The organism is Idiomarina sp. (assembly GCF_048260185.1).
Taxonomy (GTDB): domain Bacteria; phylum Pseudomonadota; class Gammaproteobacteria; order Enterobacterales; family Alteromonadaceae; genus Idiomarina.
Map to the genome: position 1 here is coordinate 524,970 of NZ_JBLXHB010000001.1, position 23,128 is coordinate 548,097.

A 23,128-nucleotide genomic window follows, 5' to 3' on the forward strand; every position below is an offset into this window, starting at 1 on the left:
GAATAAAAAAGGTAGTGAATCGTTATGGCAGAATTTAATGCATTAGAATTGGTTAATTCCGGAGTAAAGCAGTTACGTCCGTACCAGGCGGGTAAACCTACGTCTGAATTGCAGCGTGAGTTAGGTCTGCAGCACGTAGTTAAGCTGGCTTCAAATGAGAACCCTCTGGGTTTGAGTGAAAAAGTAAAAACCGCGCTGGAAGCCGAGTTAACTGATTTAGTGCGTTACCCCGATGCTAACGGTTACTACCTTAAAAGTCGTCTGGCTGAGTTACATGAAGTTGGAACGCAGCAAATAACTCTGGGTAACGGTTCTAACGATGTTCTGGAAATTTTAGCCCGTACCTTTGTGTCGGATGAAGACGAAGTTATTTTCTCACAACACGCATTTGTAGTGTATCCGCTGGTGACTCAGGCTATTGGTGCTAAACCTGTTGCTGTTCCTGCAGTAGATTACGGGCACGATCTTGATGGCATGGCAAAAGCCGTTACCGATAAAACCAAGATGATTTTTATCGCTAACCCGAATAACCCAACGGGTACATTTTTATCAACCTCAGTACTGAAAGGCTTCCTGGATAAAATTCCGCAGCATATTATTGTGGTTCTGGATGAAGCTTATTACGAGTATGTGCCGGAAGACGAACGAGCGCCGTCGGTAGAGTGGATAAAAGAATATCCTAACCTGGTGGTCAGCCGGACATTCTCAAAAGCTTATGGGTTAGCGGGTTTGCGCGCCGGTTATGCGGTAAGTCATGAGAGCGTTGCAGATGTCCTTAACCGTATTCGCCAGCCATTCAACATGAACTCGCTGTCACTTAAAGCTGCTGAAGTCGTATTAGATGATCACGCTTATTTGCAAAAAGCCGTTGAACTAAACGCTCAGGGTATGCAGCTATTAACTGAGTTTTGTGAAGAGTCCGGACTTAACTACATTCCATCTTACGGTAACTTTTTAACCATAGAAGTTGGGCCCGATGCTGAGAAGCTTTACGACGAGCTTCTGCATGAAGGCGTTATTGTACGTCCTGTTGGCGGCTATGAGTTGCCTAATCATTTACGTGTCAGCATTGGCCTGCCTGAAGAAAACCAGGCCTTTATTAAGGCAATGAAAAAGCTGCGTGGTTAATTCTATTCGTTTAGAGCCGCGACAGCATTGTCGCGGTACTGTCACCTTACCCGGTTCAAAAAGCATTGCTAACCGGGCATTGCTTATGGCTGCTTTATGCCAGACTCCCGTCACCTTGCATAATTTACTGGTTAGCGATGACACCAGTCGCATGCGTGAAGCTCTTAATGCATTGGGAGTGAGCTTTGACGATGACAAACTCACTACCCGGGTGCATGGCTTAGGAGGGCATTGGAACAAACCTGTTTCTGATCTCTATCTGGGAAACGCCGGCACGGCAATGCGGCCGCTTATAGCCGTGTTAGCGGCAACATTAAAAAGCGAACATCAAGCGGTAGTGTTAAAAGGTGATGCCCGAATGCATGAGCGCCCGGTTAAGCACTTAGTTGATGCTTTACAGCCTCATAGTGCCGGGGTTAACTATCTGGGGGATACAGGGTTTCCTCCGTTAGAAATGGCTTCTGGTTTAAAGTCGGGTCACTTTGAAATTGATGGTTCGGTATCCAGCCAGTTTATCTCGGCCTTACTGATGGCGCTTCCGTTACTGCCCGGTAACTCAACCCTGACATTAAAAGGGAATGTGGTTTCACGACCTTACATTGAACTGACGCTGCAAATGCTGGCGGGCTTTGGCATTTCGATAAAAGAAGACTCTCCTCAGCGCTACGCTATTACCGGCGGGCAATGCTACCAGTCGCCCGGCGAATACTGGGTCGAAGGCGATGCCAGTGCTGCGTCTTATTGGATGGCTGCCGCGTTGTTAGGTAAAGGTCCGGTTGAGATTATCGGTGTTGGTAAAAACTCTATTCAGGGCGACAAACGTTTCGCCGAAGTCATTGAGGCCATGGGCGCGTCAGTGAGCTACCATAAAAACAGCATAACCGTATCCGGCACAGGAAGTGTACAGGGCATTGACCAGGACTTTAATGATATTCCCGATGCGGCAATGACAGTCGCGCCACTGGCTTTATTCGCAAATAAGCCGACGACAATTCGTAATGTCGCAAACTGGCGGGTTAAAGAAACCGACCGTCTTCATGCTATGGCAACAGAGCTGCGCAAGCTCGGTGCCACAGTCGATGAGGGCGAGGACTTTCTCCACATTGAACCGCTGAAACACTGGCAACATGCTGCAATTGATACTTATGACGACCACCGCATGGCAATGTGCTTTTCCCTGGTAGCGTTTTCCTCCGCAGGAGTCACAATCAATGATCCCGGTTGTTGTGCGAAGACCTACCCCGACTATTTTTCCGAGTTTTCACGGCTCTGTCACAGTTAACTCTTAGACTCGCTGACTTTGATTAATGCAATTTTTTTACAAATGCGTATAATTGCGCGGCTAAATGCTGCGTAATGCAGAGCAATTAGAGGATTTTATGACAACTCATATTCCAGTCATTACGATTGACGGGCCGAGTGGGGCAGGAAAAGGAACAATCAGCCGGTTATTGGCTGAAAAGCTAGGATGGCACTTGCTGGACAGTGGTGCGATTTATCGCGTGCTGGCATTAGCGGCTTTGCATCACGATTTTACGCCAGAAGATGAAGAAAGCCTGGTGGCTTTGGCGGCGCATCTGGATGTGAAGTTTGAAGCAGAAGAAGAACGCTCATTGACACATATTATTCTTGAAGGTGAGGATGTGACTATGACCATCCGTACTGAACAAGTGGGTAATATGGCGTCAAAAATAGCGGCTTTACCACGAGTTAGAGAAGCTCTGTTGCGCCGCCAACGTGGGTTTAAAGAGCTTCCGGGTCTGGTAGCCGACGGCCGTGATATGGGAACCGTTGTTTTCACTGATGCCGATGCCAAAATCTTTTTGACCGCTTCTGCCGAAGAGCGCGCAAGACGACGCTTTGAGCAATTGAAGGAAAAAGGTTTTGATGCTAATATTGATCAATTAGTGAACGAAATTAAAGAAAGAGACGATCGTGATACGAATCGCTCGGTGGCGCCTCTTAAGCCAGCCGAGGATGCGTTGTATCTGGATTCTACTGATACGTCTATAGAGGACGTGTTGGAACAAGTATTGACGTTTGCGCACAGCAAACTCTCAAAGACTAGCTAGGGTCAGGTGACCTTAATTAGGCGTCTGTTGTAAGGATGCGAACAGACTATTTTAATAACCCCGCTGTATACGGAAGTTCAGTGGACGTCTTATTTATAAGCGAAGTTAATTACTATGTCAGAAAATTTTGCAGAATTATTTGAAGAAAGCCTAAAGGAAGTTGAAACACGCCCGGGCTCCATTGTTAAAGGTACTATCGTTGCTATCGAAAAAGATTTGATCCTGGTTGATGCCGGTCTTAAATCAGAAAGCGCGATTCCAGCAGAGCAATTCCGTAATGCAGAAGGTGAATTAGAAGTCAGCGTCGGTGACGTAGTTGACGTAGCCCTTGATGCAGTTGAAGACGGCTTCGGTGAAACTATCCTGTCTCGCGAAAAAGCGAAACGTTACGAAGCATGGCTGGTGTTGGAAAAAGCACACGAAGACAATGCAACCGTTATCGGTATTATCTCTGGTAAGGTTAAGGGTGGCTTTACAGTAGACTTAGGCGGCGTTCGCGCGTTCTTGCCTGGTTCACTGGTTGATGTACGTCCAGTACGTGAAACAACGCACCTGGAAAACAAAGATTTAGAATTCAAAGTTATCAAGCTTGATCAGAAACGCAACAACGTTGTTGTATCTCGTCGTGCTGTTATCGAGAAAGAAAACAGTGCAGAGCGTGAAGAGCTGCTTGAAAACTTGCAGGAAGGCCAGGAAGTTCAGGGTATCGTTAAGAACCTGACTGACTACGGCGCGTTCGTTGATTTAGGCGGCGTCGATGGCTTATTGCACATTACCGATATGGCTTGGAAACGCGTTAAGCACCCAAGTGAAATCGTAAACGTTGGCGATGAAATCACTGTTAAAGTATTGAAGTTTGATCGTGAACGCACTCGTGTATCTCTTGGTCTTAAGCAGTTAGGCGAAGATCCATGGGCTGATATCGCAAACCGCTACCCAGAAGGGCATCGTTTAACTGGTCGTGTTACGAACTTGACTGATTACGGTTGCTTCGTCGAAATCGAAGAGGGTGTTGAAGGTCTTGTTCACGTATCAGAAATGGACTGGACTAACAAAAACGTTCATCCTTCTAAAGTGGTTAATCTGGACGACACTGTTGAAGTTATGGTTCTGGAAATTGACGAAGAACGTCGTCGCATTTCACTAGGCCTGAAACAGTGCAAACCAAACCCTTGGGAAGAGTTTGCGAAGAACCACAATAAAGGCGAGCAAGTTACTGGTAAGATCAAGTCAATTACTGACTTTGGTATCTTCATCGGTCTTGACGGCGGTATTGATGGTTTGGTTCACTTGTCAGATATTAGCTGGAACGCTACTGGCGAAGAAGCCGTTCGTGATTACAAAAAAGGTGAAGAAGTTACCGCTGTAGTCATGCAAGTTGATGCTGAACGTGAGCGTATTTCACTGGGTATCAAACAGCTTGAAGAAGACCCATTCAATAACTACCTGGCGGCCAATAAAAAAGGTGCTATTGTTACAGGTACAGTTACTGAAGTAGACGCTAAAGGCGCTAAAGTTGAATTAGCTGAAAGCGTTGAAGGTTATGTTCGTGCCGCAGACATTTCACGCGACCGCGTTGAAGATGCAAGCACTGAACTGAGCGTTGGTGATTCTATTGAAGCTCGCTTCATGGGCGTTGACCGTAAAAACCGTACTCTGAGCTTGTCTATCCGTGCGAAAGACGAAGTTGAAGAGAAAGAAGCGGTTGAAAGCGTTAATAAGCAACAGGACAGTGGTTCTGGTCTTAACAGCGCAATGGCTGAAGCCTTTAAAGCTGCAAAAACTGACGACGAATAATTTACTGTAATTTTGCAGTCAATTAGAAGGAGGTAATGATGACTAAATCAGAGCTGATTGAAAGGTTAACTTTGAAACACGAGTTACCTCCTAAGCAGGTTGAAGCTTCGGTAAAAGAGATACTCGAACAGATGGTGCAATCCTTATCGCAAGGTAAGCGCGTTGAAATTCGGAGCTTTGGAAGCTTCTCTCTGCATTATCGGGCTCCTCGTGTTGGCCGTAATCCTAAAACAGGTGAGCCTGTTGAATTGGATGGAAAATATGTACCGCATTTTAAAGCGGGCAAAGAGCTTCGCGAGAGGGTCGATACATTAAGTTAGTTTTTACGCTCGATTGATAAAAACGGCATGCTATACTGGCATGCCGTTTTTTTATAACTAACAGGTAAGCAATTATGCTTAAAAAGCTGCTTATTCTCATTCCTGTATTAATCATATTTCTTTTAGCAATGGCGTTTGGGGCTCAGAACCCGCAAACTGTGGTTGTTAATTTACTGGTGCTGCAAACAGAAATGGCTGTTGCATCGCTGCTTGCTATCTTTTTTGGTAGCGGTTTTCTGGTTGGTATTTTATTACTTTGCCTATCGAGTTTATCCTGGCGCTATCGGTATAACCGTTTAGTTAAGCGTTTAAATAAACTGGACAAGGAGAGTTAACGGCTCATGTTGGAGCTTCTCTTCCTGCTTTTACCAATTGCTGCTGCCTATGGCTGGTTCATGGGCCGCAATAGTGTTCGCACAGAAGAACGAAAAGAGCAGAAACGTTTCTCCAAAAAGTACGCCACAGGTATCAATCTTTTACTGTCAGATCAGCCAGATAAGGCAGTTGATTTATTCGTCGAGTTATTAGACGTCGACAGCGAAACCATAGAGACTCACTGGACCTTAGGCAAGTTATTTCGCCGCAGAGGCGAAGTTGACCGCGCAATAAAAATTCATAAAAACCTGACATCACTTCCCAATCTGTCTGAGCACGATCGCTTAACGGCTATGTACGAGTTAGGTAAAGACTATCTTTCGGCCGGAATCTATGACCGCGCTGAACAAATGTTTGCCGGCTTGCAGAGTTACAAATTATTCCGGGAAAAAAGCCAAAAGCACCTTCTTGAGCTTTATGAGTCCACGCACGAATGGGATAAAGCCATTAAAATAGCTTTGCGTCTGGCGAAGCAAAGCAGCCACGCGCGGGTCGTTCTCGCTCAGTTATATTGCGAACTTGCCGAATTAGACGACAATGTTCCGAGTAAAATAAAGCATTACAGCAAAGCGCTTAAACACGATACTAATTGTGTTAGGGCTGTTCTCTCCCTGGGGAAAATCTACATGAAAGAAGGGGAGTACGGGGAATCTATTAATTACTTAATCCGGGTGTTCGAACAGGATAAATCCTTCGTTTGCGAAACCATTCCTTTGCTAGAGGAAGCTTACGAGAAAATATCGGATACCCATGCTTTTATCGAGTTTCTACACAGTTGCGTTGAACACAATGCGGGGATAACGGCCGCTATTACATTGTCAGAAAAAATCTGTGAATCGCAAAGTATTGAAGACGCAGAACACTTTATGACTCACGTTTTAGAGCAGCATCCAACAATGCGCGGATTCCATCATTTAATGGGGTTACACATTAGAGCCGCTGATGTGGGCAATGCGCGTGACAGCCTCCGGAGACTGCGCAAAATGGTTCACGAGCACATAGTGCAGCGACCCAATTATAAGTGTCGCCACTGTGGTTTCTCCGGACATACTTTATATTGGCGTTGTCCGTCGTGTAAGAGCTGGGCAACAACAAAACCTATTTTTGGATTAGATGGTGAATAACAACATGGCGTTACCGAAAATTTATGTTGCATTAGATTGCCAGACACAGGAAGCCGCTGACAATTTAGTGAGTCAATTACCAGCCGGAAAAGTTGGGCTGAAAGTGGGTAAGGAATTGTTTACTGCTATTGGACCTGACTGGGTGAAAAAGCAGGTTGAGCAAGGTTTTTCAGTATTTTTAGATTTAAAGTTTCACGATATTCCAAACACAGTGGCTAAGGCGGTAACCTCAGCAGCTAAAATTGGTGTTGATATAGTGAACGTGCATGCCAGCGGCGGTACCGAAATGATGAGCGCGGCAAGGGATGCATTAAAGCAATTTGATAAGCCTCCTTTATTAATAGCTGTGACAGTACTCACCAGCATGGGTGATTCTGAACTTGCAGAAATTGGAATCCAGGTAACTGCGGAACAGCAAGTCCTTAAACTGGCAAAACTAGCGCAGCAGGCTGGTTTGGACGGAGTGGTTTGTTCTGCTCAGGAAGCTCGTATGCTGAAACGTGATTTGGGTACGTTATTTAAGCTTGTAACGCCGGGTATCCGACCTGCCAACAGCGCCGCCGGTGACCAAAAGCGGGTTATGACACCAGAAGCCGCAATAGAGGCTGGAGTTGATTATATGGTCATTGGGCGACCCATTACGCAAGCAACTGATCCAGCTGCCAGCATTGCGGAAATACTAGCTTCTATAGGAGAATAACTTACTTACGCCTTCACAATGTCGTAATCTTCCAGGAAGGCTAAAAACTTCGGCTATAGTGTCCTTACTGCAGTGACGCAGTGATTTTTCAATAGGGAATGAACACTATGAAGCTAAAATTAATACCCATACTTGTTGCCTCATCGCTGGTTTTAGCAGCAGGGGCACAAGCCACTCCGTTATCCGCTTTACCAAACTTATCGCCCGTAGCGCAGACTGAAGAGGTTAAAACTGTCAATATCAATACGGGGTCAGCACAAGAAATATCGGCTGTGCTGGTTGGTGTTGGTGAGAAACGGGCTGAACAGATCATTAAGCTAAGAGAGCAACTGGGTGGCTTTACCGAAGTAGAGCAGTTACTTGATGTAAAAGGTATTGGTGCTAAAACCTTAGAAAAAAATCGAGCTTTCATTACGATTAAGCAGTAGTGGCAAGTAAACTCCAGAGATAAAAAAGGCCGGTAGTTGGTTGCTACCGGCCTTTTTATTTTTTAACTAAACCTTTGTTTAGCTGAATTTAATCACATTTTGCCATTTCGGCATAAGAAGTCGAACGCGCTTGAGAAATACTGGCAATACGACTGTCTTTAACAAACTGAGGACGATTATCTGATGAAGCTACAGGCAGAGCCTTAAAGGCTTCTTTGCGCTCTTCAGCTGTTGCCTTTGTCATTGCAGAAAATGATGAACCACTTAATGAACGGTTAGGTATAACCGCTTCGGTTTTCATTTGCTTGCGTTTTTGCCCAGCAGCCCGTTGGTGACGAGGAGAGCGGCGAGAGCGATCTCTGCTTTTCTTTTCTTCAGCCTTAGGTTCTGGTTTTTCTTCAACAGTGTCTTCTGTCTCAGTTGGCTTTGGATGCTCTTCAGAGGTTTCAGAGCTATTACTTTGTTCATCTTTAGCTGGTTCTGACACTGCTTCACTGGCTTGCTCAACTGATGCTTCTACTTTGTCATCAGATGCCACTTCAGGCTGAGCTTCTGGTTTCGCTGTGTCCGGCTTTTGTACTGTTTCGTCTGTACTGGTTTCAGTTTGTTGAGTTGCTTGAGTGTCCGCTTGAGGCGTTTTCTCATCAACACTCTTCTCTACGCTCTGTTGCATCGGAGTCGTAGATTGAGTCTGATTTTGCACCAACTCAGCAGCTGCCTGCATACGCGGATCCAGCACCTTATCAGAAATTACTTTATTTTCGCTCTTACCAGAACCCGACTGCTGTGATGGTTTCTCTTTAGCCTGGGCTGGCTTTTGAGTATCTGCGCTATTAGTAGACGCATCAGCAGCCTTTTGGACTGGTTGCGTTGGTTCTTTAGCTTCTACTGAATCGCCAGTCGATGAAACACGAACGGATTTTTCAATCGGCTTACGTTGGCGACGTGGTTTATCCTGAACAGCTTTAGGCTCTTTCGGCTTTTCTGCTTCAGCCGGGCTATCAACTTGCTCGTTCTTAGTTGCTTCTGGTTTTGGCTGCTGCTGATTTTTATTGCTGCGACCACGACGTCTGCGATCGTTACGGTTGCGACTATTACGGTTACCTGCGTCATCGCGAGATTCCGTTGATTTATCTTCCGTAGCTGCAGAGGTGTTTTCTTTACTGGCTTCTTTGTCCTTACCTGCTGACTGGTGGTTGCGGCCTCGCTGCTGACGGTTCCCTGAGCGGCGATTACGGCCACGACGTTGCTGATTCCGCTGGTTCTGAGCATTGCGTTCTTTTTCTTTCTCAGCTTCAGCCTGTTTCTGCGCTTCATCTGAACCAAATAAGCCAGAGAACCAGGTAGCTAAACGACTCAACAAGGATGGTTGAGCTGCTTTTTTCTTTTCAACTTTAGGAGCCGGTGCTGGCGTAGGAGCTGCACTCGGTGCCTGAAGGCCTTTTAGTGCCGGCTCTTCAAATTTCGCTTTATCCTGAGTCAAGGTAATAGAAACCGTAGATTCAGTTTGTTCCGGTTTTTGTACCAACTCAAAACTGGCCGATTCCGGAACTTCGTCATCACGAATACGTAACACTTCAAAGTGAGGTGTTTCCATATGGTGATTCGGGATAATAACGATTTTTACGTTATGACGCTTCTCAATATGATTTACGGATTGACGCTTTTCATTAAGCAAATAAGTTGCGACATCGACCGGAACCTGAGCATGCACCTGAATGGTGTTGTCTTTTATGGCTTCTTCTTCAATCAAACGCAAAATCGACAGAGCTAAAGAATCGCTTGAGCGTATAGTTCCCTGACCATTACAGCGAGGGCATACATTGTTTGCTGATTCGCCCAGTGAAGGACGTAAACGCTGACGGGACATTTCCATCAAGCCGAAGCGCGAAATACGGGCCACCTGAATACGCGCTCTGTCCTGAGATAAACTGTCGCGTAAACGGTTTTCAACATCACGCTGATGGCGGGCAGGGGTCATATCAATAAAGTCGATAACCACTAAGCCGCCAACGTCGCGTAAACGCAATTGACGCGCTATTTCTTCGGCTGCTTCAAGGTTGGTCTGCAATGCCGTTTCTTCGATATCGCCACCTTTAGTTGCACGTGACGAGTTAATGTCGATAGATGTCAGTGCTTCAGTAGGGTCGATAACAATTGAACCACCTGACGGAAGGCGGACTTCGCGCTGGAATGCAGATTCAATTTGACTTTCTATCTGGTAGTGACTGAAAAGCGGGACATCGCCTTCGTATTGTTTTACGCGTTGTAAAAAGTCGGGGCGAATAAGCTGTATATGACTACGGACTTGCTCGTAAACTTTCGGGCTATCGATGAGAACTTCACCGATGTCTCTACGCAGGTAATCGCGTAAGGCACGGAAAATAACGTTGCTTTCCTGATGAATAAGGAAAGGAGCAGGGCGCTCGTCTGCAGCTTTGCTAATGGCTTCCCAATGATTAAGCAGAACATTTAAGTCCCACTCGAGCTCTTCTTTTGACTTGCCTACACCAGCGGTACGGACAATCAGTCCCATTTCTTTTGGAACATTGAGGTCAGATAGCGCTTCCTTTAATGCTGAACGTTCGTCGCCCTCAATACGGCGAGAGATACCACCGGCTCGGGGGTTGTTCGGCATGAGTACCAAATAGCTGCCAGCCAGGGAAACAAAGGTAGTTAAGGCGGCACCTTTCTGGCCTCGCTCTTCTTTGTCTATTTGAACAATAACTTCCTGGCCTTCTTTAACTACATCTTTGATATTGGGGCGACCCTGGAAGGTATAACCTTGCGGAAAATAGGTTTTAGCTATTTCTTTAAGAGGAAGGAAGCCGTGGCGTTCTGCGCCATAATCAACAAAGGCAGCTTCGAGGCTTGGCTCTATGCGCGTGATTTTGCCTTTATATATGTTTGCTTTTTTTTGTTCGTGACCAGGGCTTTCAATATCTAAATCGTAAAGGCGCTGGCCGTCAACCAGCGCAACACGCAACTCTTCTAATTGCGTGGCATTAATTAGCATTCTTTTCATTACTGTGACTCAATTCTTTGGGCCACAATATGACACGCCTCAATGGCGATCGTGCAATTATCGAATTCGTCTGTCGCTGCAGGCCCTTTGGGACCTGCGTTACCCGTCATCTACAACGTGTAACTAAAATGAGTTTGACTGTGCCGATAACACCAACTGTTCGGTGTCATATTGTCGCTAAATTTTACGTCTGCAATCGATTATGAAACAAAGCGTATTCAATGTGCTGTGTTCTTCTCCGTGCCATCAACATCTCGGCTAGTCACTTCATTAGACTTTAAAACCGTACGCTGATGTGGATAATGCGTCGCTCTGTTATTTCGATTGCGCGAAATATATTCTTCGTCTGCCATCTTCGATGGACTTTGACACTTAATTATTCCATGAAAACCACTGAAAATACAAGCAACAATTTCGCTGTTGAATCTTGTAGATGATGGTAAAATAGCGGCATGAAAACAATTCAACAAGAAGTACGCTGGCATACTGTCTCTGCAGAAGAGTCAGGGCAGCGAATAGATAACTTTCTCATTGCGCAATTACGCGGTGTACCTAAGTCTTTGGTGTACCGAATTGTTCGTAAAGGTGAAGTACGGGCGAATAAAAAGCGGATAAAACCGGACTATAAGTTAAAGGAAGGCGACCTCATTCGTATTCCTCCGGTAAAAGTGAGTGAAAGGCCGGATCTTCCGTCTGCTAATTTAGAACAGGTTGCAGCTCTCGAGCACGCGATCCTCTATGAAGACGACGCTTTGATGCTAATTAATAAACCGTCAGGAGTCGCCGTACATGGCGGCTCCGGGCTGCAGTTCGGTCTTATTGAAGGTTTAAGAGCGTTGCGGCCAAAAGAGAAAAACTTAGAGCTGGTTCACCGAATAGACCGGGACACCAGTGGCCTGTTGCTGGTTGCTAAAAAACGTTCAGTGCTGAGAAGTTTGCACGAACAGCTGCGTAACAAAGAAATGAATAAGCAATATCTGGCGTTGGTTCGCGGTCAATGGCAAAAACGGGTTCGTAGTGTTGAGGCGCCATTGAAAAAGAACACCTTAAAATCCGGCGAGAGAATTGTACGCGTTGATGCAGAAGGCAAAGCCTCTTTGACTCGTTTCAGAATTCAGCAAAGGTATAAGGAAGGGACACTAGTTGAAGCCTCGCCAGTTACCGGTCGCACCCATCAAATTCGTGTTCATGCGTTACATGCGGGTCATCCTATAGCGAAAGATCCTAAGTATGGTGATGCAGATTTCGACAACGCAATGTCCGGGCTTGGGTTAAACCGACTGTTTTTACACGCCTGGCAGCTGCGTTTTCTGCATCCTGTTACAGGAAAAGAAGTGGCTTTTGAAGCCCCTCTGGATGAGAACTTACAGCAAACGTTAAAGCAACTGACGGCGCAATAATAAGGACAGCTTATAATGATGTACGATAAGCGACTTGTGGTGTTTGACTGGGACGGCACTTTAATGGACTCCATTGGCCGAATTGTGTCTTCTATGCAAAATACAGCGCAGCACACGGACTTACCCGTTCCGACCGAGGTTTCAGTCAGAGATATTATTGGTTTAAGCCTTGAACCCGCAATAGAGAAACTGTTCGGCGTGCTTAACGCAACACAAATGAATAATTTTCTAACTCAGTATCGTGATGAATATGTTGATTTGAATACAACGCCGTCGCCATTATTCCACGATGCAAAGGCGGTGCTTTCTCAGTTATCCAGTGCCGGTTATCGTTTAGCCGTTGCTACGGGCAAGGCCAGACGGGGGCTAAAGCGAGTCTGGGCAGAAAGTGAAACCGAGCATTACTTTGATACCTCGCGGTGCGCCAGTGAAACTAAAGGTAAGCCTGACCCCCAGATGCTTTATGAAATTATGAGTGAACTTAAAACCCAGCCTGAGCACACCGTAATGGTTGGAGATTCTGTTCACGATATGAAAATGGCGGTTGCCGCTGGTGTACTGGCAATTGGCGTAAGCTTTGGTGTGCATGACGCTGAACGTTTACGCGAAGCCGGAGCTACAATAGTGGTCGATTCGCTTTCCGAACTCAGCAATAAACTTGTCAGGGAGGCCTTATGACGTTGCCATTAATCCTGGGATCAGGTTCTAAGTACCGTCGCGAAATTTTAGATAGACTGCATTTGAACTACGATGTTGTGAAGCCGGATATAGATGAGAGTGCGATTAGCTCAGAAAGCCCGCAACAATTAGTCGGCCGGTTAGCGGAAGCAAAAGCCCGGGCAGTTGAAAAGAGAATGACTTACGATAACGCTATTATTATTGGTTCCGACCAGGTTGCTGTTTGTGATGGCAATATTTTAGGCAAACCCGGCAACCATGAAAATGCGGTGCAACAATTATCCAGCTTTGTGGGCAAAACGGTAACCTTTTATACTGGGTTGGCCGTTCTTAATACAGAGGCTCAACAATGCGAAGTCAGAGTAGAGCCGTTTGAAGTCGAGTTTCGTCAACTGAGTACCGAAGAAATAGAACGTTACGTTGAACTTGAAAACCCCTTTGATTGTGCCGGCAGCTTCAAAAGCGAAGGGCTGGGAATCAGTTTATTCAGTAGTTTAAAAGGCAACGACCCCAATACACTCATCGGGTTACCAGCTATCGCTTTATTGGATATGTTGAGAACTCACGGAATTAACCCCCTAAATAAGGATTAACGACAGATTTCCCTTGTCAGTAAAGCGGAACTTCGTTAACATTCGCGCGCTATGCAAAAAGTTCGTATTCCCGTAACAGTAGACCCAGTCAAAAGTGCCAACAAGAAAGTGGCATACGATGGGGTTGTGCCTGGAAAAACATTAACAAGACTTCAGGAAAGTTTGGTAGAACCTTGCCCCGATCCTGAGGCCAGTGTTGAGTTTGGAATTGATGAGCAGGGCATTAGTTATTTTACAGGGAAAGCAAAAGTTGCTGTAAAAGTACTTTGTGAACGCTGTAATACGCCCCTGGATGTTGATATTCTCGCGCAATTTGCGTATGCTCCTGTCACTAAGCGACAGGTGGCAGATGACTTTCCCGATAGCTACGAAGCTATTGAGGTAAACGACTTTGGAGAAGTTAACCTGCATGGGCTTGTTGAAGACGAATTAATTCTGGCTATGCCAATAGTTCCTAAGCACGACGCTAAGGCATGTCAGGTGGATCGTGATGCGATGACGTGGGGCGAAATTGACGAATCAGCTGCTGAAGAGTCTGAGAACCCGTTTGCCGTATTGCAAGAATTGAAGCGTAAATAATCAGGAGATAGCGTAAATGGCTGTTCAAAAAAGTAAGAAAAGTCGTTCAAGACGCGACATGCGTCGTTCACACGATGCAATAGACGGCCCAACACTGTCGGTTGACTCAACTACGGGTGAAACGCATCGTCGTCACCACGTAACAGCCGACGGTTATTACAAGGGTCGTAAGGTCGTTAATAAGTAAGACAGGCCATGCCTGAACTGAACATAGCGATTGATGCAATGGGGGGCGATAATGGCCCCTCTATTGTTATAGAAGCCCTGGAAAAAGCGGTTCATCGGTATCCCGATGTTAAATTCACCGTTGTTGGGCATGAGCAAGAACTCACCTCGTTACTCGATAAATTCAATTTAAGCTCGCATCCTTCCATAAATATTGTTCATGCAGAACAAGTTATCGAGATGGATGACAAACCGGGCCAGTCTCTGCGCAGTAAACCTGAGTCCTCCATGCGCGTTGCGCTGCAAACCCTAACCGATGGTAATTGTCAGGCAATGGTCAGCGGTGGCAATACTGGCGCATTAATGACTAATGCTTATTTTACACTTAAGACACTTCCTGGTGTCTTGCGCCCGGCGCTGATGACGGCTTTGCCGAATCAAACCGGCGGAAAATCCTACCTGCTTGATCTCGGCGCTAATGCCAGCTGTGATTCAGAAACCTTGTTTCAGTTTGGTGTTATGGGAGCTGTGGCCGCTGAATATTTATCGGGTGTGCCGGCTCCTAAAATTAGCCTGTTAAATATGGGTGAAGAAGACATCAAAGGTAATGATGTTGTGCGCAATGCAGCGGCCAGACTCGCTCAATGTGAGCAGCTAAACTACATTGGCTTTATTGAAGGTAATCATTTATTTAGTGGCAGAGCTGATGTTGTGGTTTGTGATGGTTTCGTCGGCAATGTTGCGCTCAAAAGCTGCGAAGGTCTGGCAACATTCATTATTGACCAAATGCGGGATACATTAAACTCACATTGGCTTTATCGGTTTTTCTTTCGTTTTTTACAAAAACGGACGCACAAGTCCTGGGATAGGCTGAAGCCCGACCACTACAATGGTGCGAGTCTGATAGGATTGCGGCATGTCGTGATCAAAAGTCACGGTAGCGCTAGCGCCGGCGCTTTTTATAGTGCAATTCAACAAGCCGTCGCAGAAGCGCATGAACAGCTTCCTGAGCGAATTAAACATCGTGTCGAAGCAGTCTTATCAGAACAGCTGTAATCAGTTAAGTAGCGCTATGACTTATGCAAAAATTGTTGGTACCGGGCACTATCTGCCCGAACAACGGCTTACTAATGAAGAACTCTCTCAGCGGGTTGATACGTCTGACGAATGGATAACAGAAAGAACTGGCATTAAAGAACGGCGCATTGCGGCACCAAATGAAACCGCAGCGACTGTAGGTTATGAAGCGGCTAAAGAAGCACTGACTGCCGCCGGTTTAAGCCCCCGGGATATCGATATGATTGTGGTGGCGACCACATCGGCCGAGCACGCTTTTCCTAGTGCGGCCTGTGAAATTCAACGAATGCTGGGCGTCACATCTATTCCGGCTTTCGACGTCGGAGCGGCATGCTCTGGTTTTATTTATGCGCTTTCTGTAGCTGATCAGTTTATTAAAAGTGGGCAGCACCGACGTATCCTGGTCATCGGCACTGATGTACTGGCGCGCTTATGTGACCCTGATGATCGTAACACCGTGGTGCTTTTTGGTGATGGTGGAGGAGCGGTTGTCCTGGAGCAAAGTGATACTCCCGGAATTATCTCCACTCATCTATTTAGTGCAGGCGAATACAGCCACTTGTTAGGAGCCAAACAAGCCTCCAGAGGGGCCGACCGCGGCACAGAAAACGCCTGGATGTACATGAAGGGTAACGAAGTCTTTAAAGTTGCGGTTTCAAAACTCAGTAGCCTGGTAACCGAAACTTTAGCGGAAAATCAATTACAGGCGCATGATCTGGATTGGCTGATTCCGCATCAGGCAAACTTACGCATTATTAATGCAACAGCGAAAAAGTTACAAATGCCGATGGAGCGCGTGGTAATTACTCTGGACTCAACAGGGAATACTTCTGCGGCATCGGTACCAATTGCACTTGATTGGGCGGTTAAGGACGGACGCATTAAGCGTGGTCAGAAGCTCTTGTTAGAGGCTTTTGGCGGCGGCTTTGCGTGGGGTTCAGCGCTCGTTCAATACTAAGAGGATGATTATGACTAAAACGGCATTGTTATTTCCGGGGCAAGGCTCTCAAAGCGTTGGTATGTTAAGTGACTTGTCGAATGATTTCGCATTAGTGAAAGAAACATTCGCAGAGGCCAGCAGTGTTTTGGGTTATGACCTTTGGCAGTTGGTGCAGCAGGGGCCCGAACAGCAGTTGAATGAAACGCAGCGGACACAACCTGCTTTATTAACTGCCAGCGTTGCACTTTATCGTGTAGCTAAAGAGAAGGGGTTGGCCGATGTTACCGTTATGGCCGGCCATAGTCTGGGCGAGTATTCAGCCCTTGTATGCGCAGGAGCGCTGGAATTTACCGACGCGGTTAAACTTGTAGCCCTGCGCGGCGAATTTATGCAGCAAGCCGTAGCCGAAGGTGAAGGTGCTATGGCCGCGGTTATTGGCCTGGAAGATGCCGAAATTGAAAAAATTTGTTTAGAGCAAGCAGGAGAACAAATAGTAACTCCGGTTAATTATAATTCACCGGGTCAGGTGGTTATAGCAGGACATGCAGACGCTGTAGCCCGTGCCGCAGAAGCTTTAAAAGAAGCCGGAGCAAAACGTGTTTTACCGTTACCGGTTAGCGTGCCGTCACACTGTGCTTTGATGCAGCCAGCAGCCAGTAAATTGGCCGACGCGTTAAAGTCGATAAAGTTAAAACAGCCACACACACCGGTTATTAATAATGTGGATGTTGCCATAGCCGACAGCGAAGATGCCATTAAAGATGCCTTGGTGCGTCAGCTTTATTGTCCTGTCCGCTGGACTGAAACGATTGAACAGATTACGAAATTGGATGTCGAAACAGCCTATGAAGTTGGTCCTGGTAAAGTACTGACCGGATTAAACAAACGTATTACTAAGGCTTTTGGTTGTAGTGCGTTGAATACGCTAGACTCTTTGAACTCACTTTAATAAAAAAGGTTATTTACGTGCAAAACTTTGAAAATAAAGTCGCATTAGTTACAGGCGCAAGCCGGGGAATAGGAAAGGCAATAGCTGAACTGCTTGCTAGTCAGGGAGCGAAAGTTATTGGTACGGCTACCTCCGATAAAGGTGCAGCTGCAATCTCTGAATATCTTGGTTCAAAAGGCAAGGGTCTGGCGTTGGATGTAACCGACTCCGATAGTCTGCAGCAGGTTATTAAAGAGATTGAATCAGAGTATGGTTCTATCGATATTCTGGTGAATAATGCCGGTATTACCCGCGACAACCTGATGATGCGAATGAAAGACGACGAGTGGGATGCCGTCTTAAACACTAACTTGTCAGCCGTATTTAAAGTTTGTAAGGCGGTTGTACGCGGCATGATGAAGCGCCGTAATGGTCGTATTATTAATATCAGTTCAGTTGTTGGCACAACAGGAAACCCGGGGCAGGTTAATTATTGTGCGGCGAAAGCCGGACTGGTTGGTTTCAGTAAGGCAATGGCTAAAGAAGTTGCGGCGCGCGGCATCACCGTGAACTGTGTAGCGCCTGGCTTTATTGATACAGATATGACAAAAGCTCTGAATGATGAGCAAAAACAGGCTATTTTTGATAATATTCCGGCAGCACGTTTAGGCGAGCCAAAGGAAATTGCTGCTGCGGTAGCATTTTTAGCATCAGAAGGTGCAGCTTATATCACTGGTGAAACCATTCACGTTAATGGTGGTATGGCGATGGTTTAAGAGGTTAGCGGTACGACCTCTTAACTTTATGCTATTTTTTACTTTATTAATGAGGCTGGTTTCACTACACTACAGCCAATTTTCACTCTCGCGATGACTATTGAGGGATTTTATAATCATGAGTACTATTGAAGAACGCGTTAAAAAAATCATTGTTGAACAATTAGGTGTTAAAGAAGAAGAAGTTAAGCCTGAAGCGTCATTTGAAAATGACCTAGGTGCTGATTCTTTGGACACAGTTGAACTGGTAATGGCTTTGGAAGAAGAATTTGAAACTGAAATTCCAGACGAAGAAGCTGAAAAAATTAAAACAGTTCAATCAGCTATCGATTACGTAAATAATCATTCTAACGACTAATTAGTCGTAGAACGTGATATAAAAGGCGGAGCCATTGGTTCCGCCTTTTTTGTTATGACAATAAGAAAAATACTACTTAATAATAAGCCTTTCCATTGTTCTGAAATAGACAGAGGGCTGCAGTTCGGCGACGGGCACTTTACAACCATGCGAGTTGTTCAAGGTGTGCCTTTGCATGTTGAGAGACATTTGAGCCGACTGTCTGAAGCAAATACCCGTTTATTCATAAACCATCCAGGCTTTGACTCTTTGCATCAACGTATTCTTAACGCTTGCGATGGCATTGAAAACGGTGTGTGTAAGGTTATTGTCACTAGAGGTTTTGGTGGCCGTGGGTACGGTTTCTCAGACGGTGCAGTGGCGAATGAATATCTTCAGGTAAGTGATGCTCCGGGTAACCTTAAATCAGTTAGTCTTGGTGTTGCTGAATTGAATTTAGCCAGACAACCTAAGCTATCCGGTTTAAAAACACTAAATAGACTGGAACAGGTTCTGTTAACTCAAGAGTGTAGTGCGTCTGAATATGACGATTTACTGGTCTGCGACTCTGAGGGTAATGTTGTCGAAGCCATACAGGGAAATGTTTTTTGGTACAAACAAGGGCAATGGTATACCCCCGATCTGAGTTTTTCCGGAGTACAAGGAATTATGCGTCAGTTGATTATTGATGAGGGCATGCTCACTCCTTTGCGTATTGGCCATTTTTCATTGAAAGAGTTAGCGAATGTCGAGCAGATTATCCTCAGCAACAGTGTCAGAGGCGCTGTTACGGTTAGTCAGTTTAATGGTAAAGTATTGGATAAATGCGAATTACCAGCGGTATTAGAGCAGCTTATATTATGAAAAAACGTCTTATTTTAGTGCTGCTTGTGGCAGTTTTTGCGATTTCGGCCGCTGCTGTTTTTGTGTCCGGACGCTGGTATCTATCGCAGCCGATACAAAATGATGCCAGTACGCCTTTACTGTTAGATTTTAGAGGCGGAGCAACTGCCCGTAGCGTGACATCTCAAGTGACAGAGCACTTTGAGGGGGGGCATTCGACATTAAGTTACCGCCTGAGTCAGATTTTTGCTGATATTAATCATTTGCAGGCTGGCCTTTATGAAATTCATGGGCAGCAGAGCTGGTTTGATATTTGGAGTATGCTGAGTCAGGGACGGGAAAAAACCTTTACCGTAACGCTGGTGGAAGGCCTAACCCTGGAACAATGGCGAGCTCAACTGAAACAACTGCCGTATTTAAAAGACGAGTCTTCTGAATTGAGTGCAGCAGAATTAAGGCAAAAGCTGGGTGTTACAGAAGCTTCGTTAGAAGGTGTTTTACTACCTGAAACCTACAGTTACAGAGCTTATACAACAGATATCGCTATCCTGACACAAGCGTACCAGTCTATGCAGCGCGTGTTGGGAAATGCCTGGCAAGAACGCTCAGACAGGTGTCCTGTAAATTCGCCTTACGAGCTGTTAATACTGGCTTCTATTATTGAAAAAGAGACCGGTTTAGCCGATGAACGCCCTTTAGTCGCAAGTGTATTTGCTAATCGTCTGGCTATCGACATGCGCTTACAGTCTGACCCGACGACAATCTATGGTATTGAAAACTTTGACGGTAATATTACCCGGGCTCATTTGCGTGAGAAAACGGCTTATAATACATACCGAATTAATGGATTACCGCCAACACCAATCGCAATGCCAGGCAAAGCCTCAATTGAGGCAGCGGCGAACCCGGCACGCTCTCCGTACTACTATTTTGTTGCGGATAAATCGGGTGGCCATGTTTTCTCGGAAACACTGGAAGAACATCAACGGGCAGTACGCCGATATCAACTGAACCAAGAGTAATTATGTCAGGAAAATTTATTGTTATCGAAGGACTCGAAGGAGCCGGTAAAAGTTCGGCTATCGCAAGTATTGTCACGCATCTTCAGGCTAAAGGAATTCAGGCCGAAACGGTTCGGGAGCCGGGTGGCACACCGTTAGCAGAATCGCTGCGGGACCTGGTAAAAAAGAAGTGGGACGAAAAAGTCAGTCCCACCACCGAACTTTTGCTTATGTACGCCAGCCGGGTTCAACTGGTCGAGAATATTATAAAACCCGCGTTATCCAGAAACCGCTGGGTTATTGGGGATCGCCATGACTTGTCTTCCAGAGCTTATCAGGGCGGTGGTCGTGAACTTGGTGATGACTTGTTGCAAAAGATACGGAAAATTACCTTAGGTAATTTTACCCCTGACTTAACTCTATTACTTGATGTTGAAGAAAAGAAAGGTCTTGAGCGAGCTCGTGAGCGGGGCGAACTGGATCGCATTGAAGAAGAGGATTTAGCCTTTTTTCAACGTACCCGGCAAAGCTATTTGAATATTGCGGCTAAAGATCCGAGCATAATTGTTATTGATGCAAACCAGTCGATGCTGGATGTACATCAGTCAATATTAAGAGCAATTGAGGAGTATCTGTTTTAATGGCTTTTCCGTGGCTGCGAGACCCCTGGTTGAGACTAGTAGCAAGTGCCGAGGCCGGGCGGCTGGCTCATGCTTATTACTTACAACATAATATTGAGGGCGGTTCGACCGAGTTTATTCAGCGCCTGAATCAGTATTTGTTGTGCAAGCAGCCGGGCAAAAGCGCCTGCGGGAAATGCAAATCTTGTTTACTTTACCTATCGGGTAATCATCCGGACACCTGGACTATTGACGGAGCACAGGTTAATCGAATAGGTGTTGATACGGTGCGTGAACTGCAACAAAACGTAACGCAGACAGCGAACCAGAACGGACTAAAAGTTGCGGTCATACTCGAAGCGGAAAAAATGACAGAACAGGCAGGCAACGCACTGCTGAAAGTACTGGAAGAACCTCCGGCTGATACACACTGGCTAGTTTCAACTAAAGACGCAGAGCGCTTACTGCCCACCTTAAGAAGCCGCATGCAGTGGCTAAGCATTGCCTACCCGACAACGGTACAAAGCGACGAGCAGCTGACTTTTGCCAGGCAGCTTCTGGCAGGACTGCGGGGACAGCAGGAATTACCCTTGTTAAAAGATAAAGATGGCGCATTAAGCTGGCTGGATGTTTCCGAGAACTTATTAATGGATTGGTTGTTGATTAGCCAACGAGCTGCGGCTACGCGTTTGCGTTATCAACAATTGGCGGACGAATTACAACAAATCAGCAACTATGAGTGGGTCAATGTCGCGCAACTGAGTGAATGGGTATCCGAATGCCGACAGCTACGTCAGCGATATCAGGGCTCAACCGGTATCAATTTGCCGTTATTATTAAGTTTTGCCTGGAGTCGCTGGTCAAATACTCTTTCAGCATAGCGACTCCGTAAAACGGAGTTCTCATGTTGACACTAAAATTAAGTCCACAATCAGCGACAGAGCTCGCAGCTCACGTTGTTCCTGAGTTTCAGTCTCTTACTCTGTTGGTCAACTACGAAGCGACTGATATCGCGGTAGATGAAAGAGCCAGATTAGAGTTTCAATGTCCTGACATAGAAGGTAAATCTCTATGTTTAGAGGTGAGCGTGGTCTTTCGCTTTGAGGCTGGGGAGCTAAAGAACTGGTTGGCGGTTGCGGTTCTGCCTTCACAGCAAGCCTTGATTCATCATCTTCGTTACCTTTGCCGCCATCATACAAGTGAATATGGTAAACTCTTCAATCAACTGGTTAACGACTTTTGTCACTCAAATCAACGCTAAGTGGAGCTATCTATGTTCGTCGACTCACACTGTCATTTGGATAAAATCAATCCTGAAAAAGCGGGTGCCGATTTAAATGAAATTGTTGCAGCGGCACGAGCTAATAAGGTTGAGCACATGCTGTGTGTTTGCGTTACCCTCGAAGACTTTCCGGCCATGCAGGCGGCTGTGGCCGAATTTGATGATGTTTCGGTTTCTTGTGGTGTGCATCCTTTGTATGTGAAAGACAGTCAAACTCCAATAGCTGAGTTAGGCGCGAAATTGCGCGAGCTAGCAGCACTGAATAGCGTTGTTGCAGTAGGAGAGACCGGGCTCGATTATTTTTACCACCCTGAGTCAAAAGTGCTACAGCAGGAAAATTTCGAGCAACATATTGAAATAGCGAACGACGTCAATAAACCACTAATTATTCATACGCGTGACGCTCAGCAGGATACCTTGTCGTTATTAAGAAACGGACATGCTGAAAAGCCAGGCGGTGTTTTGCACTGTTTTACCGAATCTCTCGATATGGCAAAAAAAGCCATTGATGATCTCGATTTCTTTATTTCTATTTCTGGTATCGCGTCGTTCCGCAACGCTCAGGAGCTGCGTGACACAATCAAAGCATTGCCACTGGAAAAACTTTTAATTGAGACCGACAGTCCCTGGTTAGCGCCGGTTCCTCATCGTGGTAAAGAGAACCAGCCAGCCTATGTTGTTGACGTTGCAAAATGCGTAGCTGACGTAAAAGGCATTACTTTAGAAGAGGTGGCTAAGACTACGACAGCTAACTATTACAAGCTGTTTGCTAACTCTTAATTAGTTGTGCATAACCTGTGTTCTTTTTGGTTAAAATTATTCAAAAACAGTAAGATAAAAAAATTTTTAAAAAAATTAGACATCCCTTTGATATTGTCTAAACTGAAGTTTACTGAATGAATTTTATGCGACCTAATACAGTGTTTTGTCATGAGTTAGC

Annotated in this window: 26 protein-coding genes; 25 read left to right on the forward strand and 1 reads right to left on the reverse strand. The window is 45.7% G+C overall.

The genetic code is table 11. The annotated features are described in order from the left end of the window. The first annotated feature begins 24 nt into the window (after positions 1 to 24). The 9 genes from hisC (at position 25) to ACN0RF_RS02620 (ending at position 7,944) form a co-directional block, all read left to right on the forward strand. A complete protein-coding gene (hisC, locus tag ACN0RF_RS02580; RefSeq protein WP_114981284.1) occupies positions 25 to 1,128 on the forward strand; it encodes a histidinol-phosphate transaminase in 1,104 nt (367 codons plus the stop codon). Next, the gene (gene aroA / locus ACN0RF_RS02585) at positions 1,121 to 2,410 is read left to right on the forward strand and encodes a 3-phosphoshikimate 1-carboxyvinyltransferase (RefSeq protein WP_417437955.1); all 1,290 of its coding nucleotides are present in this window, start codon (positions 1,121 to 1,123) and stop codon (positions 2,408 to 2,410) included. The genes hisC and aroA overlap by 8 nt, the downstream gene beginning before the upstream one ends. A gap of 97 nt (positions 2,411 to 2,507) precedes the next feature. Further along, positions 2,508 to 3,200 (forward strand): (d)CMP kinase, encoded by a 693-nt coding sequence (gene cmk / locus ACN0RF_RS02590; RefSeq protein WP_253620441.1) that lies wholly within the window; start codon positions 2,508 to 2,510, stop codon positions 3,198 to 3,200. A 114-nt stretch (positions 3,201 to 3,314) separates the two neighbouring features. Next, positions 3,315 to 4,997 carry a 30S ribosomal protein S1 gene (gene rpsA / locus ACN0RF_RS02595; RefSeq protein ID WP_253619984.1) on the forward strand — a complete coding sequence of 561 codons (1,683 nt, stop codon included), beginning with the start codon at positions 3,315 to 3,317 and terminating at the stop codon, positions 4,995 to 4,997. A 38-nt stretch (positions 4,998 to 5,035) separates the two neighbouring features. Further along, positions 5,036 to 5,317 carry an integration host factor subunit beta gene (locus ACN0RF_RS02600; protein WP_417438321.1) on the forward strand — a complete coding sequence of 94 codons (282 nt, stop codon included), beginning with the start codon at positions 5,036 to 5,038 and terminating at the stop codon, positions 5,315 to 5,317. A gap of 74 nt (positions 5,318 to 5,391) precedes the next feature. Then, positions 5,392 to 5,652: a lipopolysaccharide assembly protein LapA domain-containing protein gene (locus ACN0RF_RS02605; protein WP_011234599.1), complete on the forward strand. Its 261-nt coding sequence runs from the start codon at positions 5,392 to 5,394 to the stop codon at positions 5,650 to 5,652. A 6-nt stretch (positions 5,653 to 5,658) separates the two neighbouring features. Beyond that, a complete protein-coding gene (lapB, locus tag ACN0RF_RS02610) occupies positions 5,659 to 6,816 on the forward strand; it encodes a lipopolysaccharide assembly protein LapB (RefSeq protein WP_114981288.1) in 1,158 nt (385 codons plus the stop codon). Positions 6,817 to 6,820: 4 nt separating this feature from the next. Next, on the forward strand, positions 6,821 to 7,516 hold the full coding sequence (gene pyrF, locus ACN0RF_RS02615) for an orotidine-5'-phosphate decarboxylase (protein WP_417437956.1): 696 nt from the start codon (positions 6,821 to 6,823) through the stop codon (positions 7,514 to 7,516). A 107-nt stretch (positions 7,517 to 7,623) separates the two neighbouring features. Beyond that, a complete protein-coding gene (locus tag ACN0RF_RS02620) occupies positions 7,624 to 7,944 on the forward strand; it encodes a ComEA family DNA-binding protein (RefSeq protein WP_417437957.1) in 321 nt (106 codons plus the stop codon). A gap of 88 nt (positions 7,945 to 8,032) precedes the next feature. Here the strand turns inward: ACN0RF_RS02620 and rne are convergent, their stop codons facing one another. Beyond that, positions 8,033 to 10,969: a ribonuclease E gene (gene rne / locus ACN0RF_RS02625; RefSeq protein ID WP_417437958.1), complete on the reverse strand. Its 2,937-nt coding sequence runs from the start codon at positions 10,967 to 10,969 to the stop codon at positions 8,033 to 8,035. 452 nt (positions 10,970 to 11,421) lie between these two features. Between rne and rluC the strand changes: the two genes are divergently transcribed. The 16 genes from rluC to ACN0RF_RS02705 all read left to right on the forward strand — a co-directional run bounded on the left by rluC (position 11,422) and on the right by ACN0RF_RS02705 (position 22,968). Then, entirely contained in the window at positions 11,422 to 12,369 is a 948-nt protein-coding gene (gene rluC / locus ACN0RF_RS02630; protein ID WP_417437959.1) for a 23S rRNA pseudouridine(955/2504/2580) synthase RluC, read from the forward strand. A 15-nt stretch (positions 12,370 to 12,384) separates the two neighbouring features. Next, positions 12,385 to 13,047, forward strand: a complete 663-nt coding sequence (locus ACN0RF_RS02635) for an HAD-IA family hydrolase (RefSeq protein WP_417437960.1) — start codon at positions 12,385 to 12,387, stop codon at positions 13,045 to 13,047. Continuing rightward, on the forward strand, positions 13,044 to 13,640 hold the full coding sequence (locus ACN0RF_RS02640; protein ID WP_417437961.1) for a Maf family protein: 597 nt from the start codon (positions 13,044 to 13,046) through the stop codon (positions 13,638 to 13,640). Before ACN0RF_RS02635 ends, ACN0RF_RS02640 begins: the two co-directional genes overlap by 4 nt. A gap of 51 nt (positions 13,641 to 13,691) precedes the next feature. After that, positions 13,692 to 14,219, forward strand: coding sequence for a 23S rRNA accumulation protein YceD (gene yceD, locus ACN0RF_RS02645; RefSeq protein ID WP_011234591.1), 528 nt, complete (start codon positions 13,692 to 13,694; stop codon positions 14,217 to 14,219). A gap of 16 nt (positions 14,220 to 14,235) precedes the next feature. Beyond that, complete coding sequence (gene rpmF / locus ACN0RF_RS02650; RefSeq protein ID WP_011234590.1) at positions 14,236 to 14,406, forward strand: 50S ribosomal protein L32; 171 nt, start codon at positions 14,236 to 14,238, stop codon at positions 14,404 to 14,406. A gap of 8 nt (positions 14,407 to 14,414) precedes the next feature. Continuing rightward, positions 14,415 to 15,440, forward strand: a complete 1,026-nt coding sequence (gene plsX, locus ACN0RF_RS02655; RefSeq protein ID WP_417437962.1) for a phosphate acyltransferase PlsX — start codon at positions 14,415 to 14,417, stop codon at positions 15,438 to 15,440. Positions 15,441 to 15,456: 16 nt separating this feature from the next. Then, positions 15,457 to 16,419, forward strand: a complete 963-nt coding sequence (locus ACN0RF_RS02660) for a beta-ketoacyl-ACP synthase III (RefSeq protein ID WP_417437963.1) — start codon at positions 15,457 to 15,459, stop codon at positions 16,417 to 16,419. A gap of 10 nt (positions 16,420 to 16,429) precedes the next feature. Next, positions 16,430 to 17,350: an ACP S-malonyltransferase gene (gene fabD, locus ACN0RF_RS02665; protein WP_417437964.1), complete on the forward strand. Its 921-nt coding sequence runs from the start codon at positions 16,430 to 16,432 to the stop codon at positions 17,348 to 17,350. A gap of 17 nt (positions 17,351 to 17,367) precedes the next feature. Further along, complete coding sequence (fabG, locus tag ACN0RF_RS02670) at positions 17,368 to 18,105, forward strand: 3-oxoacyl-ACP reductase FabG (protein WP_011234586.1); 738 nt, start codon at positions 17,368 to 17,370, stop codon at positions 18,103 to 18,105. Between the two features lie 118 nt (positions 18,106 to 18,223). Further along, positions 18,224 to 18,463 (forward strand): acyl carrier protein, encoded by a 240-nt coding sequence (gene acpP / locus ACN0RF_RS02675; protein WP_011234585.1) that lies wholly within the window; start codon positions 18,224 to 18,226, stop codon positions 18,461 to 18,463. Between the two features lie 54 nt (positions 18,464 to 18,517). Beyond that, positions 18,518 to 19,306, forward strand: coding sequence for an aminodeoxychorismate lyase (gene pabC, locus ACN0RF_RS02680; protein WP_417437965.1), 789 nt, complete (start codon positions 18,518 to 18,520; stop codon positions 19,304 to 19,306). Continuing rightward, positions 19,303 to 20,307, forward strand: coding sequence for an endolytic transglycosylase MltG (gene mltG, locus ACN0RF_RS02685; protein ID WP_417437966.1), 1,005 nt, complete (start codon positions 19,303 to 19,305; stop codon positions 20,305 to 20,307). Before pabC ends, mltG begins: the two co-directional genes overlap by 4 nt. Before the next feature lie 2 nt (positions 20,308 to 20,309). After that, positions 20,310 to 20,927 (forward strand): dTMP kinase, encoded by a 618-nt coding sequence (tmk, locus tag ACN0RF_RS02690; protein WP_417437967.1) that lies wholly within the window; start codon positions 20,310 to 20,312, stop codon positions 20,925 to 20,927. Further along, complete coding sequence (locus tag ACN0RF_RS02695) at positions 20,927 to 21,787, forward strand: DNA polymerase III subunit delta' (protein WP_417437968.1); 861 nt, start codon at positions 20,927 to 20,929, stop codon at positions 21,785 to 21,787. Before tmk ends, ACN0RF_RS02695 begins: the two co-directional genes overlap by 1 nt. Positions 21,788 to 21,810: 23 nt before the next feature. After that, positions 21,811 to 22,167: a hypothetical protein gene (locus tag ACN0RF_RS02700; protein WP_417437969.1), complete on the forward strand. Its 357-nt coding sequence runs from the start codon at positions 21,811 to 21,813 to the stop codon at positions 22,165 to 22,167. Positions 22,168 to 22,179: 12 nt separating this feature from the next. Further along, positions 22,180 to 22,968: a TatD family hydrolase gene (locus ACN0RF_RS02705; RefSeq protein WP_417437970.1), complete on the forward strand. Its 789-nt coding sequence runs from the start codon at positions 22,180 to 22,182 to the stop codon at positions 22,966 to 22,968. The last annotated feature ends 160 nt before the right edge of the window (positions 22,969 to 23,128 follow it).